Source organism: Psychrobacter sp. VH5, assembly GCF_050572635.1.
GTDB lineage: Bacteria > Pseudomonadota > Gammaproteobacteria > Pseudomonadales > Moraxellaceae > Psychrobacter > Psychrobacter celer.
The window spans coordinates 679,026-693,489 of record NZ_CP192145.1 but is presented as its reverse complement, the minus strand read 5'-3'; the positions used below and the strand labels follow the sequence as shown (position 1 = coordinate 693,489).

At 50.0% G+C, this 14,464-nt stretch carries 12 protein-coding genes; 1 reads left to right on the top strand and 11 read right to left on the bottom strand.

The features are described 5' to 3' along the window. Positions 1-23: 23 nt before the first annotated feature. The 5 genes from ACNFVB_RS02980 to ACNFVB_RS02960 all read right to left on the bottom strand — a co-directional run bounded on the left by ACNFVB_RS02980 (position 24) and on the right by ACNFVB_RS02960 (position 5,057). Positions 24-1,328 (bottom strand): FAD-dependent oxidoreductase, encoded by a 1,305-nt coding sequence (locus ACNFVB_RS02980; protein ID WP_430738048.1) that lies wholly within the window; start codon positions 1,326-1,328, stop codon positions 24-26. Between the two features lie 355 nt (positions 1,329-1,683). Then, a complete protein-coding gene (locus tag ACNFVB_RS02975) occupies positions 1,684-2,415 on the bottom strand; it encodes an amino acid ABC transporter ATP-binding protein (RefSeq protein ID WP_192995975.1) in 732 nt (243 codons plus the stop codon). A gap of 150 nt (positions 2,416-2,565) precedes the next feature. After that, on the bottom strand, positions 2,566-3,237 hold the full coding sequence (locus tag ACNFVB_RS02970; protein WP_430738047.1) for an ABC transporter permease subunit: 672 nt from the start codon (positions 3,235-3,237) through the stop codon (positions 2,566-2,568). Continuing rightward, on the bottom strand, positions 3,234-3,980 hold the full coding sequence (locus ACNFVB_RS02965; protein WP_430738046.1) for an amino acid ABC transporter permease: 747 nt from the start codon (positions 3,978-3,980) through the stop codon (positions 3,234-3,236). The genes ACNFVB_RS02970 and ACNFVB_RS02965 overlap by 4 nt, the downstream gene beginning before the upstream one ends. Positions 3,981-4,067: 87 nt before the next feature. After that, complete coding sequence (locus tag ACNFVB_RS02960; RefSeq protein ID WP_430738045.1) at positions 4,068-5,057, bottom strand: glutamate/aspartate ABC transporter substrate-binding protein; 990 nt, start codon at positions 5,055-5,057, stop codon at positions 4,068-4,070. Positions 5,058-5,373: 316 nt separating this feature from the next. Here ACNFVB_RS02960 and ACNFVB_RS02955 point away from each other — a divergent pair, with 316 nt between their 5' ends. Beyond that, complete coding sequence (locus ACNFVB_RS02955) at positions 5,374-6,345, top strand: Hsp33 family molecular chaperone HslO (protein WP_430738044.1); 972 nt, start codon at positions 5,374-5,376, stop codon at positions 6,343-6,345. A gap of 106 nt (positions 6,346-6,451) precedes the next feature. Here ACNFVB_RS02955 and ACNFVB_RS02950 read toward each other — a convergent pair whose 3' ends face one another. From ACNFVB_RS02950 to ACNFVB_RS02925, 6 genes are all read right to left on the bottom strand, one after another. Next, the gene (locus ACNFVB_RS02950) at positions 6,452-7,936 is read right to left on the bottom strand and encodes an esterase/lipase family protein (protein WP_430738043.1); all 1,485 of its coding nucleotides are present in this window, start codon (positions 7,934-7,936) and stop codon (positions 6,452-6,454) included. Between the two features lie 286 nt (positions 7,937-8,222). Beyond that, entirely contained in the window at positions 8,223-10,424 is a 2,202-nt protein-coding gene (locus tag ACNFVB_RS02945) for a PhoX family protein (protein WP_430738042.1), read from the bottom strand. Between the two features lie 332 nt (positions 10,425-10,756). Then, positions 10,757-11,407, bottom strand: a complete 651-nt coding sequence (locus ACNFVB_RS02940; protein WP_430738461.1) for a fumarylacetoacetate hydrolase family protein — start codon at positions 11,405-11,407, stop codon at positions 10,757-10,759. 126 nt (positions 11,408-11,533) lie between these two features. After that, entirely contained in the window at positions 11,534-12,259 is a 726-nt protein-coding gene (locus ACNFVB_RS02935; protein ID WP_105244776.1) for an ABC transporter permease, read from the bottom strand. 12 nt (positions 12,260-12,271) lie between these two features. Next, entirely contained in the window at positions 12,272-13,006 is a 735-nt protein-coding gene (locus ACNFVB_RS02930) for an ABC transporter permease (protein WP_274633003.1), read from the bottom strand. Between the two features lie 488 nt (positions 13,007-13,494). Then, positions 13,495-14,403 carry an ABC transporter substrate-binding protein gene (locus tag ACNFVB_RS02925; protein WP_430738041.1) on the bottom strand — a complete coding sequence of 303 codons (909 nt, stop codon included), beginning with the start codon at positions 14,401-14,403 and terminating at the stop codon, positions 13,495-13,497. Between the last annotated feature and the right edge of the window lie 61 nt (positions 14,404-14,464).

Sequence of the window (14,464 nt, the reverse complement as noted above, 5' to 3'; positions counted from 1 at the left end):
AACTTACAGCGATTAAGCGTTGATTAAGATTTAACCATTGGCGGCGCTTTAATCGTTACTGTCGCACTGACGTCATTGTTATCATCTAGCAAATTCATGATTAACTCATCATCAGTGTCAGTCTTTACCTGCCAATTGCCAGCAGCTTGTGGTACGCCAGTAGCCATGACAGAGATGGCTTTGTTTTTTAGGCGAATCATTGGCGGTTTATGATCATAGCCGTCATGTGCCACCCCTAAGATATCATCCGCAATGGTCGCCGCCTGGGCGCGCAGCGGGGCCACATAACGGCAGGCAACGCCATTGATAGACATACAATCACCGATGGCATAGATATTTGACGCTTGCGTACGTAAGGTGGTGGCATCCACCACGATACCAGTCCGGCGATCAAACTCTACCCCTGCAGCAGTGGGCAGTCTGGCATCGACCGTGAGGCCAGTACTGGCAATCACATGATCGACGACCAAAGGCTCGGATGACTGAGCGGCCGCGCTGCCAGCACTGTCTGTCACTGGCGCATAGCGGACGTGTAGCTTGCCGTCCTCCTGACGCGTAACGCCAGTCACTTGATAACCACCCAAAAAGTGAATACCTTGGGACTGGACCGCCGCCGCGATACGAGCGGACGCTTTTGCTGGTAGCATTTGTGATAAAGGCGCGTCATTTAAATCAATCAAGGTGACTTCATGTCCAGCTTTGAGTAAATCTTCGGCGATTTCTGTCCCCACCATACCAGCGCCAACGATGGCGACATGCTGACTGCCTGCTGCCAGCTTTTCTTGTAGCTGCCCAAAGCGCTCAATATGATTGACATGCCACACCAAATCCTCCGGCAGGCTCTTTGGAAAAATCGGCTGCGCGCCCATCGCCAGTACCAACTTGTCATAGCTGATGGTGGCATAATTGGTATAAACAGGGTCAGAGCGCAGGGCAGCGACCAGCTGCAACTGCTGCGTAGCGGCGTCAACATCCGTGACCTGCGTGTTGGCTAGTAGATTGACGTTTGCCGCTTTGGCAGCGTCAGCGCCAGTTGCACGTACCAAATCTGCCGCCCGCTTGTTTTGGCTGATGGCCATTGTCAGCATTGGCTTATGGTAACGATCGCCATTATCCGCTGTGATGAGAGTAATGGCGATGTCTTTGTCTTTTGCTCGAATGGCATCGATGACGTGCCAACCTGCCAAGCCGGCACCAACGATGACGATGCCTTGGCTTTCCGCTGACGCATGGTTTTCCGCTGGTGCGGGGTTTTCAGTATGTAAAGGGTTTTTAGCATTGGCGGGGTTTGTTGAGTTTGCGAGGGTGTCGGCATTTTCTATGCTCATAATAGCTCCAATATAATGTATAAACTTTTAATTGTCGGTATCTTGAGCGCTATTGTAGCAGTAAACAGTCATGCACTCATCTACTTGCTTATCCCCCCGCTAATGGACCGTTATAGCCAAAAAAAAACGCCTAAAATCATAGACGCTTTTTGGCAAATGCTTAGGGCTCATTGAACAGTCTCTATAGTCGATACACTCTAAAAATGTCATAGCGCTACTGGGATGAATTTTGCGCAGCCTCTGGGAACGCAGCACGCAAGTAAAATTTATACCAGTAGCGCGTTTAAATCCATAACAGTTTTACATTCAGCTAACTATACATCAAGGCGCTAAAGTAGCAGCAAAAACGTTGCTATTAATGATTTAAAATCTTGGACAAAAACAGCTGGGCGCGCTCACTTTTTGCCCCTTCAAAAAACTCATCTTTGCTACAGTTTTCGACGATATGACCTTCATCCATAAAGATAATGCGATTGGCGACCTGACTGGCAAAGCCCATCTCATGGGTCACACACATCATGGTCATGCCATCACGAGTCAGCTCGACCATCACATCAAGCACCTCTTGAATCATCTCAGGATCAAGCGCCGAGGTTGGCTCATCAAACAGCATCGCCACAGGGTCCATCGCCAGCGCACGGGCAATCGCCACGCGCTGCTGCTGACCGCCTGATAGCTCGGCGGGATATTTGGGTGCCTGCGCACTCAGTCCCACGCGATCTAGATAAGCCATGGCTTTTTGTTTAGCCTCAGACTCTTTACGGCCCAGCACCTTGATTTGCGCGACGGTTAAATTGTCGATAATGGTCAAATGCGGAAACAACTCAAAATGCTGAAACACCATACCGACACGGCTACGTAGTTTGGGCAAGTTAGTCTTAGGTGCACCAACAGAGACACCATTGACCATAATCTCGCCTTGTTGAAAAGGCTCAAGCCCGTTGACCGTCTTAATCAGCGTTGATTTGCCACTACCCGATGGCCCGCAAACCACGACGACATCGCCTTTGTGTACATGGGCGGTGCAGTCAGTCAACACTTGAAAGTCGCCATACCACTTACTGACATTTGCCATCTCAATGACCATCTCATCACTGGCATGACCATTATTGGTGACCAGCCCGCCAAAGGCATTTACATACGTATCAGCATTGTTCATTACTGGCTCCTAACCACATTATCTTGATAATCATTGTTTAAAAATTCCGTCAACCGCGACCGCGCAGTCTAGGGTGTGTCAGAACCGCAAACGCTTTTGTAGCTGCTGCACGCCCATAGACGCACTCAAGCTAATGACAAAATAAACCGCACCAGCGCCCAAAATATAAGGCGTCAGCAGCCCCATCAGCTCACCGCGCACGTAGGCTGCGCGGAAAAAATCCGTCAAACCAATAGCAAACACCAACGTCGTATCTTGGAATAAAATAATACACTGCTGCAAAATCAGCGGCAGCATTTTGCGAAAGGCTTGCGGCAAGATAACCAAACGCATGGTCTGCCCATAAGTCATGCCCAGCGCTTTGGCAGCATTGACCTGCCCGCTGCCGATCGATTGAATGCCAGCACGCACCACCTCAGAAAAATACGCCGCCTCAAACATCATAAAGGCCACCACACAAGAGGCAAACGCCGCATCGAGCTGTAGATACTTACCCGCGATCCAAAAATAAATCATCGGTACAGCAAAATAAAACCACAAAAGCACCAGCAGCAAGGGCACTGAGCGAAAATAATTCACATACAGTTTTGCTGGTATCTCAAGCACTTTGATACCCGATAAACGCATCAGCGCCAGTATCGTCCCCAAACTGATACCGCCCAAAATCGCCAAAAACAATACCTTAAGCGTGGTCAGCATGCCGCCCATCAACCCGGGATAGGCAGTGGCAAGCTCAGTCATCATATTCATTTTTGACCTCCTGCAATCAGCCCAGGCACGCGCAGTTTGCGCTCGATCAGTCCCATTATCGCGATTAAGGACAAGTTAAATACCAAGTAGATAATCGTCGCGTAGGTATAGATCTCAATGCTGTTTTGCGTGTATTCACTGATGGTTTTGGTTTGGCTAATCAGCTCCATCACCCCAACGAGCGAGGCGACTGAGGCGTTTTTAAAGCAGTTGGTCAGCTCAGAGCTGAGCGGCGGCAAGATGATACGAAAGGCTTGCGGCAGTAGGACTTCTTTGTATACTTGCGGAATACTAAAGCCGAGCGCATAGGCGGCATTGACTTGGCCATCTGGTAGCGACTCGATACCCGTGCGCACCTGCTCGACGATACGGGCGGCGGTAAACAGCCCCAAACCGATACTCGCCGAGAGCATGGCTGAGGTATTGGGCGACAGGTCTTTATACCACCATTCTTGTATCGTTGGTGTCAGCCAACCAGGGGCGATATAAAACCAAAAAAACAGCTGTACGAGTAATGGTATATTACGAAAAAACGTCACGTAAGCAGTACCAATCGCTCGCGCCGTCTTGCTCGGCAGCGTGCGCATGATGCCTAAGATGGTGCCGACGGTCATGGCGATGGCCCAAGCGATACTGCCAATCAGTAGCAGCCAGCCAAGACCAGTAATCATCCAATGGATATACAGCTCGCTACCGATACCGGTCTGCTCAAACAGCACACCCCAGTTCCAGCTATAATTCATGGTTGTCTCTCCAAGCAGCGATAAAAAAGCCTATGCGTCAAACAACACATGACATACGCATAGGCCAGCTAGGGTTTGGGACAACGATTACTGTGCTGGCGCCGCTTTTGGCTGCGCACCATCGTGCGGGTTGGCAATCAATGCCTTTAGGTTGTCAGACATCTCAAAGTTGAGATTGACGTTTTTTGGCGGGATTGGGTTCAAGAACCACTTATCATAGATGCTATTGATCTCGCCTGAGCTAAAGACATTGACCAAGGCTTCATCGACCACCGCTTTAAACTCAGGGTCGTCTTTACGCATCATACAGCCATAGATCTCAAACGATTGCGGCTCGCCGACGATGACCCATTCATCTGGGTTTTTGGCTTTTGCTTTTTCGCCAGCGAGCAGCACATCATCCATCATAAAGGCGTCAGCTCGGCCGTTTTCTAACATCAAAAACGCCTCGCCATGATCTTTTGCTGAGATGATGTTGATGTCCATCTGATTATCGTCATTATATTGACGGATATAGCGCTCTGATGTCGTGCCAGCGGTGGTGACTAGCGTCTTGCCTTTTAAGTCGGTAAAGTCATTGATACCGGAGTCTTTTTTGGTCAACAGACGCGTCCCAATCTCAAAAAAGCCATTGGAGAAGGCCACTTGCTTTTGGCGCTCTTCGTTGTTGGTGGTTGAGCCACACTCAAAGTCCACAGTACCGTTTTGTACCAAGGGAATACGCGTCTGCGAGGTAATAAGATTATAGCGGACATTAAGATCAGGCATATTGAGCCTTTGTTTGACGGCCTCGACGACTTTCATCTCTAGGTCGTGGGCATAGCCTATCGGCTGATTTGGGTCGTCCGCGATATAAGAAAAAGGAATAGAAGAGTCACGGTGACCGACCACGATGGTGCCTGAGTCTTTGATTTTTTGTAGCGTGCCGTTTGCTGCACTGGTCGCGGTACCCGTCTCATCGGCAGGCGCTGTCTCACTGGTCGCTTGGTTGCTGTTATTACACCCAGCGAGGCCAAACGCCATAAAGGCCGCTAGGGTCAAGCTCTTAGAGAAAGGTTTGGAAGATAGATAGCTCATGAGATACATCCTTTTTATCACATTATCACTAAATTAAACGAGTGCTTGGACGATAAAGGGTTTATAAATCACCCCCTATCAACTGACTGGTTGTCATGCACCCTTGTCGTTATTGCTATTGTTTATCACAATGCAACTTAATGTTACTGTACAACAAAATTGCAACGGGCGATAAACTTTTTTGTGCAAAATATAGAATGATGGTCTTTGGCGATTACCCATCTAACCCGCGACGGTCATCAGGGTAATTGATAATATTGATAAATACGCAACAATCCCCATAAAGTTAGCAACTTCTCAATGACATAAGCCAGTTATGACTCAAGATACTCAAGCACCAAATACTGACACCCAAACCACCAGTTACAACGACATTCGCCAGCGCTTTTTTATTGAAGACTCGCCTGTACGCGGTGATGTGGTGCGTCTATCGCGCAGCTATGCGACCACGATTGCCCAAAAACCCTATCCTGAAGCGATTAAACGCTTATTGGGTGAGATGATGACGGCGGCAAGCTTGCTGATCAGCACTGTCAAAATCAACGGTCGTTTGTCTATCCAGCTGCAGTCCTCAGACCCTGAGAGCCTGCTCAATTGGGCAATGGCAGAGTGTGACCAAGACGGCATCATCCGCGCGCTTGCCAGCTGGAAGGCCGACACCGACGCGCAAACACAAGCGTGGGAGAGCATGACCACAGCCAAAGACGCTTTTGCGGAGCTTGGCGCGATGGGCCAAGGCATATTGTTTATCAATATCCAGCCTGACGGCGGCGACTCTTATCAAGGTATCGTCGAGCGTAGTCATGACAATTTGGCAGACTGCTTAGCGCACTATCAAAAGCAGTCCGCGCAGATTCCAACGCTGATCAACTTAGCATCAGACGGCCTACAAGCTGGGGGTATTTTGGTACAAATGTTGCCACGTACCGCTGAGGAAACCTTTGAGGTCGAGCAAAACCAAGACGCCGGCATCGATGATGACCTATGGCCGCGCTTAAACGTCCTCACGCGTACGCTAAAAGCAGAAGAGCTGACCACACTCGATACCAGCGAGATTTTATACCGCTTGTATCATGAAGAAAACATCGTGGCACCTGAGCCTGTGGTGCTATCATTTGGCTGTACTTGCTCACGCGAAAAGTGCGAGACAGCCATCGAGCAAATCGGTGAAGCAGAAGCGTTAGATATCGTCGAAGAGCAAGGCGGGACGTTTGAGATGGACTGCGGTTTTTGCGGTGAGATCTATCCGTTTGATAAAGACGATGTGACCGCTATCTTTGCTAAATAGGCGGTATCTGGTAAAACACCTCTCAATAAAAAGCCCTCAACATAAAGTGTGAGGGCCTTTTTTTATGATGCTGTGCTTAGCAAAGGCAATCTAGCCTAACCTACCTTTATACCATCAGTCCCAGACTTTTGGGATAAGAATATATCCGCGGCTGCTCGGCGTAGTCACTGCGGCCATTAGCTAATAGCCACGCCACTACTTGCTCGCGCACCCGTCTACTATGAATCAGATTCATATGACTGACGCCATAAAACAGTGCTTTATGCCCGTCAGGGACAAACAAAGCATGTTCGGCATCATCTTCTCCAAGCGCTGAGGCGACAGAGACTAGACCATCGCCCAGCAGGTGTGTCATCTTCGAGTCATAATGGGTCTCGACCAATGCACTGGCGACAAAATACGTTTTGATACCACTTGGCAAGCGCGCAGGATGCCGAAAGTCTTGCGGCAGCACACTACGAACCTCCAGCGCCCGCCAGTCTGCATCGCGAATACTACCGTGACGCAGATCAATGATACCCGCGCTGCGCATCTCGCCCAACTTGGCAAGCGAGCCTGCAAACGGCAGCTTGGCGATGATATCCTGTACATGATGACCGATACGCTCTAGCACCGCGCCGTGATGCGGTGAGCCGAGAGTGATGAGGTTGCCGGCTCGCTTGACCCAAGCCAGATGGTCTTGCTCGCCATAAAACAGTGCACTGCGAGCAACCAAGCCGCCCATACTGTGACCGACCAGATCGATCTGACTGATATTGGGATGCTGCTCGATCAAGTCTTGTAGTAGCTGGCACAGCTTGCGGCCACTACGCGAGATACGCCGCCCCGTATTATAATCAAGGTACAGCACTGTCGCTTCAGGCTGACTGCGCGCGATGGCCTCCCCCAGATGATTGCCTTCTGCGGATTGCCAACTGAGATGACTCATACATAAGCCATGACATAAGATTACCACTCGCCCTGAGAGCGTCGCTAACTGCGTATCACCATTGCCATCATAGAGCTGCATCGGTATGGCCAGCGCGTTTTTATGATTGACCAGATGATCACCCATCACGCCGTTTAGCACATTGACTAGTTTTTTTAGGGTGTCAGGCAACGGCTGAGTGTTTTTTTGGCGCATCATGGTTTTGTAGATACGCAGCACCGTGGCCAGATTGTTGCCCACCAGTAGCATGACTTGGCGTATGGTGCCATATATACGCCCCGTGATACCCCGTTGCCAATTGTTAAGGTGGTTTTCATTAAACCGTCCCAAAGGGCGTAAAATCACCTCGCGGTGAATGGCTTCCACAATCTCTGTCACCTCCACCACGCCCATCGTCGCCAGCTGCGCAAGCCCTTCAAAAAAATCGGCATACAGCACAGGATGTGTCGTCACGGCATTGGCATCATCGGCTTGCAGTTTGATGATTTCGTCGATATCGATGGCGGCTAGCTGATCGATTTGCTCATACAGGTCGCTATGCGGCGCTACTGTGTGCTCTGTGGCGGCAGTCTCTGAGGCAAAATGCGCGGCCAGCTCATGACCTGCTTCATCTGAGCTATCAGGCCTCATGCTGTCTTTATAAATAATCTCTACACTGTCCATAGTGTTACTCGTTAGTGCGTTTATGAAATGGACACATTGGGTCAAAAGATATTTATATACTAGCCTGTAAACGCTTGCAATAGAAAAAAATGATGTAACCGGTAGCCACTTTACGATAAAACGTCGTGACATCTGCCGCTACTCACAGAAAAAAAACCCCAAGCCAGCGCTTGCGGTTTTAGCTAACATCACTATCCGTATCTGTAATCACCGTGCCGCCGCTTTACCATCGCAGCCGTTCACTATTTCAGCCATTTCACTATCGTAGCCGAGTCATCCAAGCGCTCTAAGTAAATGATTCTGCCAATATGACATCGCCATCTTCGCGAGTAATCATCACGGTGGCCGAGCGCGGCGTACTACCTCCAGCCACCGCGCCCCATGTGTTGCCAGGATGCTGAATGTTGATAAATAACGTTTTAAAATCTGGCGTCATAGTGATGCCTGTCACCTCACAGCCTTCAGGACCGACAAAAAAACGTTTGATATTGTCATCACGGGCGGGCATTCCGACACGGGTTTGCTGGCCTGCAGATGTGGTGATCAGCGTGCCATCGCTGACTTGACCAGGCAACGCGGCCAATAGCATACAACTGCTGGTATCGGTATACGCGCCATCATCGGTCTGAATCCATAATACCCCGCGCGGATCAAAGTACAGGCCATCAGGCGATGACAAGTCATTGTTTTTGTTTAATTGCGATAAATTCTCTGCCGCCAGCTCACTGGGCGCGGCAAACAAGTATATATCCCACTCAAAGCTTGTCGCTGCATGGTCACCGCCTGCTTCGGCCCAGCGAATGATATGACCATTATCATTTCCGCGGGATTTGCCACCCACTTCGTAGCTGCGCGGGTTGGCTGCTGAGAGAGGCTGATCCTCACGCTCGCCGCGATATTTGTTGTTGGTCAAGGTCACATACACCTCGCCTGTCATGGGGCTCACCGACACCCACTCTGGTCGATCCATCTTAGTCGCACCCAAGGCATCGGCGGCAGCGCGCGCAAAGACCAACACCTCATCTTGCCCAGCAAAGGGCAGCTCAGCATTGCTCGCATCAAGTCCATTTTGTCCATGGACCAGTGGCCGCCACTCGCCGCGACCATCTTCGTGAAACACCGCCACATACAGCGTGCCTTCATTTAGGTATTTGTCGCCAGCTTTTAGGCCGCCGCCGATATCTGCATTGGACCATAGCGCCTTTGAGACAAACTTATAAATATACTCGCCGCGCGCATCATCCCCCATATAAAACACCACAGGTTTACCTGACTCGACGGGCGCATACGCACAGTTTTCGTGTGCAAAACGACCGAGTGCCGTGCGTTTTTGCGGTGCTGAGTTCCGATCAAAAGGATCGATTTCGGTGATGTAACCAAAGGTATTAAAGCCATTGCGATAATCCTCAGTAGCATCAGTACCTGTCGCGGTCATATCCCAGCGGGCAAACTCATCAGCTATGATTTCATCTTTGGCATAAGGCGTATGCCACAGATACTCCCAGCCAGAGAAGTTTTCGCTGGCCCCATAGCGCTCACGCCCGTAGTTATGACTTGTGCTTAGCTGCTCGGCGTCTTGACCACGCGCAAATACGCCCAAGAAATTTTCTTCTGTCGTCAGATAGGTACCCCACGGCGACAGTCCTGCGCCGCAATTGTTGTTAATGCCGCGCGTCTGCAACCCTGTTGGATCAAACTTTGTCTTGACCAAATCAGAGCCTGCCACAGGACCCGTCAGCTGGGCGGGCGTACTGCTAGTGATACGGCGATTGTATTTTGAATCCTTGACCATCTCATAACCCATGCCATCGGCACGGCGCGTCATCTCAACGACAGCGACCCCGTGGCAGTTGACCTCGCGGCGCACATCACTGGCCAGACGACGGTTTTGATAAATGGGTGCCGCATTGTTATCCGCGATGACATGATAACCAAATGGGCTAAGCTCGCTGCTATTGACATACTCATGGTTCATGACCAGCAGGCCGTTTTTAGAGGCTTTGGCATCATAGGCATTGCCTTTTTTGCCAAAAAACCACATGCCATCATGGTTGTCGCCCATACGCCACTCAAACGACTCAGCGGACTGCTCACGGTTGTCCTTCCAGTCGGCGATACCAGACATCAGCGGTGTCCCTAGTGGCAATATCATCTCTGCCTGATAGCCTTCCGCCACACTCATGGTATCGGCTGTCGAATGCGCCACTGCAGTGAATTTTAGGGTATCGGGACGTTTGAGACTCCCTTGTGCTGGGATGGCGGCTTGGTCATCGTCGCTGGGCAGGCGAGATGGGCTGTTGTCATCGTCGTCACTACAGCCAACCAAAGGCAGCGCCCCAAAAAACGCCGCCGCCGTCAGCCCTGTACCGCCTTTTAAGATATGGCGACGATGCATACGGCGGTTGATGATGGTTTGAAATTCAATATTATTGCTCGTGTTTGAGTCTTCTACGGCTTCATGAGCGAGCGGTTTGTTCAATAACGTCATGTTCAGTCACCTTGCTATTTGGCTAGAGTGGCGTAAAGGGTGGGTTGCGGCTTTATCAAATCCACCACAACGATATAAGTTACGCTCAAGTCTACCGAGCATTTATGACAGTACGTTGACAATAACTGCTAAATCTATCACTCAGCGACCCACCAAAGGCTGCCAGATTGTTACAGAGATAAGCGTCAACCATGCTCATCAAATAGCTTCCTAAAACACTCCCACAAAAGTCATGTTCATAAAAAACAGCGCCAATAAAAAAATCCCAAGCGGTCACTTGGGATTTTTTAGACAATCTTATTAGATAAAGTACGCACTAGCTAAGCAATATCCTAGTGTACTTCTGCCTGCCACTCATGCGCGCCAAGCTTTAGGGTCAGCGTATCACCAGCATGTAACGCCCCAACACCACTTGGCGTACCCGTCATAATCACATCGCCTGCCTGTAAGCTAAAGGCATGACTGATATTGACCAGCAGCTCATATACCGGAAACAGCATCAAAGCAGTATCGCCGTCTTGCTTGAGGCTATCATTGATATACAGCTGATAGGCGACATTGCGAAAGTCGCCAAACGCTTGGGGATCGAGCCAGTCAGCCAGCACACAAGCGCCATCGAAGCATTTGGCTCGCTCCCATGGATGGCCTTTTGCTTTTAGCTCAGACTGCAAATCGCGCAAAGTCAGATCCAGCCCCACCGTCACCGCACCGATGGCTTGCGCTGCTTCCTCCATCGTCGCAGCAGATAAGTCCGTTGCCAGCTGGATACACAGCTCAGTCTCATAGTGCGTGTCGCCAAATACTGCCGGATCTGGACGGACCACGCCTTGGCGGATAGACACCACCGAAGAGGCGGGCTTCATAAACAGCATCGGCGAGGTAGGTACCTCATTGCCCAGCTCGCGAGCGTGCGCGGCGTAATTACGACCGACACAAACCACTTTACCAATCGGCGCACGCAAGCTTTGATTGGCATCGGTCATGCTCTCATCATTATTGGCATTGGCGGCGATGGCATTGACCAGCGACATATGGGGCGATTGACTCATACTCGGCTCTCATAGCAAGTTATTCACAAACATCAAAAGTGGCGATGCTGACTGATATCCTTAAGGGATGGTATTGGTCACCACATCGGGTGGTACATAGCTGGCATGGCGATTCATACGTTTTTCAAACATTCTAAAACTAAACAAGATCACCCACGTCAATAGCAGATAAATGACACCTGCTGCAAAAAACAGCTCCATCAAGGTATAGGTTCGCGCACTGATCGTCCGCGCCACCCCTGTGATGTCCATCAAAGCGATGGTCGAGGCCAGCGCACTACCCTTTAGCATAAAGATGACTTCATTACTATAAGCAGGGATGACGATACCAAAGGCGCGCGGCAGTGTCACGCGGGTCAGCTTTTGCCACTTCGACATACCCAGCGCATCCGCAGCTTCTAGCTCGCCTACGGGAATGGCCTGAATCGCACCGCGAATGATCTCTGCCAAATACGCACTGGTGTTCATAGTGAAGGCGATGATCGCACACCAGTAAGCTTGACTAAGCACCGGCTCCCATAAAAACGAGTCGCGCACCGCCTCAAACTGACCCAGACCATAATAAATCAAAAATATCTGTACCAGCAGCGGCGTACCACGGAAAAAGAAAATATATAAAAACGGTAATATCTGTACTGCCCAATTTTTCGATAGGCGTAGCAGCGCTAAAATCAGACCAAAAAACAATCCGATGATACCTGATATCACCACCAGCTGTACGGTCAGCACCGCACCACCCATCAAATCAGGGATATGGTCAAAGATGACCTGCCAATTCCAATCCATAGTCTCTCTCCTCTACCCTATGGTCGATTGACGTTGTGTTGACTGACGGCTGATTTTTTTGGCGTAGCGCGCCGCTGGATTGGCACGCCACTCAAGCCACATCATAAAACCGGTAATCAACATGGTCAGACCCAAATAAATAATGGCCGCCGCCATATAAAACGTAAATGGCTGCTGAGTCGATTGCGCAGCCCGCGAGGACTGATACATGATGTCCTTAAGGCCCACAACCGAGACCAGCGCTGTGTCTTTGAGCAGTACCAAAAACAAATTGCCCAAACCTGGCAAGGCAATCTGCCACACTTGCGGCAAGGTGATACGATAGAAAATCTGCAGCGGACGCATACCAATCGCTTGCGCGGCCTCGCGTTGCCCGACTGGAATCTCTTGAATCGACATGCGAAAGATTTCGGTCGCATAAGCACCAAAAGCAATCGAGAGCGCCATGACCCCGCCCCAAAACGCGCTAATCTCGATATAATCGTTATAGCCGAATTTTTTGAGGATGCTCATCAGCAGTATGGAGCCGCCATAATAAATAAACAGCACCAACAACAGCTCAGGTATGCCGCGCATCGTGGCAGTATAGACAGTCGCCAGCTTACGCAGCACCCAGATATTGGACATCTTTGCTGTCGCGCCGAGCAAGCCCAAAGCCATGCCGATGACTAGGCTAGTCAACGCAAGCTTTATGGTGACGGTAGCGCCGCTTAATAAAAGCGCGCCAAATCCTTGTAAATCAAACACAATTATCCACTCAGTCTCTTTATATTAGCAAGTTGCAAAATATGAGTTAAAAGAATCAGCATCAATAGCTGAGCGCGGCTGATAGTCGTATAAAAAACTGCATAGACGGGCGGTTTTTTGCGTCATAGAGTGACGTGATATTCATACGACTATGGCGACGGTAATTGACACAGTAGAAATGAGCGCTGATTTTATCATATTCGCTCGCCGCTATGTTAATACTAAGACGTAAAAGCGTTGCCTAAATAGACACTTATCAGGATAAATAGCAAACAAATCAGATAGATTTGATAAAAGTCGACCTTTCTGTGCAGCCATCACGCACCGGTCAGCCCAAAACAAAAAAGACACCGCCACTGGCAATCCAATGGCAATGTCCTTGTACTGACTAATTAATAGCTAATGACCTTATAATGACCTTGTAAAGACAACCACGCCATAGAATATCTCAGCAGACCTGTGATTTTACCAAACACGGGGCGCCAAGCTTACTGCGCTGCGTCATCTGCTGCTGGCGTTGCCGCTGCACTGGTAGGCATGGCAAAGTATTTTTCATTGATTTTATCATAAGTGCCATTGGCCTTGAGATTGGCCAGCGACTGATTGATTTTGGCTTGCAATGCTTCATCGTTAGGACGCACGGCAATCGCAAAGTTATCATTGATATCGATCTCCTCGCCTTTGAGCGCATAATTGCTGCCTGATGGCGAGCCGAGCCACTCTAGTGCTGGCAGTTTATCAGAGATCATGGCATCGACGCGATCTGAGCCCAAATCCAAAAAGGCATTACTCAAGGTATCATACAGCTTGATATCGGCCTTTGGATAGGCGTTCTCCAGCCACTGCGATGAGATGGTCGAGCGCTGAGCGGCGATAGAGTGCGCATTGATGTCGCTGCTATTGGTAGGATCAAAGCTGCTGTCCTTTTTGGCCAAAAACACCAGCGCATTACTAAAGTATGGCTCGGTAAATGCCACCTGCTTGGCGCGCTCAGGCGTGACCGACATCGCCGCGACGATGGCATCGTACTTACCCGCCTTGAGTCCTGGAATGATGCCATCCCAGTCTTGCGCCATGATCTCACACGTCATCTGCATGTCAGCGCAGATGGCATTGGCGATATCCACATCAAACCCGCCAAGACTGCCATCAGCATTGGTATAGTTGAACGGCGCATAAGCACCTTCGGTACCGATACGCAGCACTTCACCTGCCGCAGCAGCGGCGGCTGTGTCTTGAGAGTCATCAGAGGCGGTTTCGTTTTGACCAGTACCACAACCGACCAACGTAACAAGCGCACTTATCGCGACAAACGGTGCTAAACAACGTCGCACGCTAATAGGGCTTTTGGCAGGTACAGTAGCGACGGCGCGGCGGTGGTCAAAACGATTATTCATGATCATCCTTGAGAGTTGTGATAAAAACAATACCCATCGCTACCCTACGCCAGTAGTCACA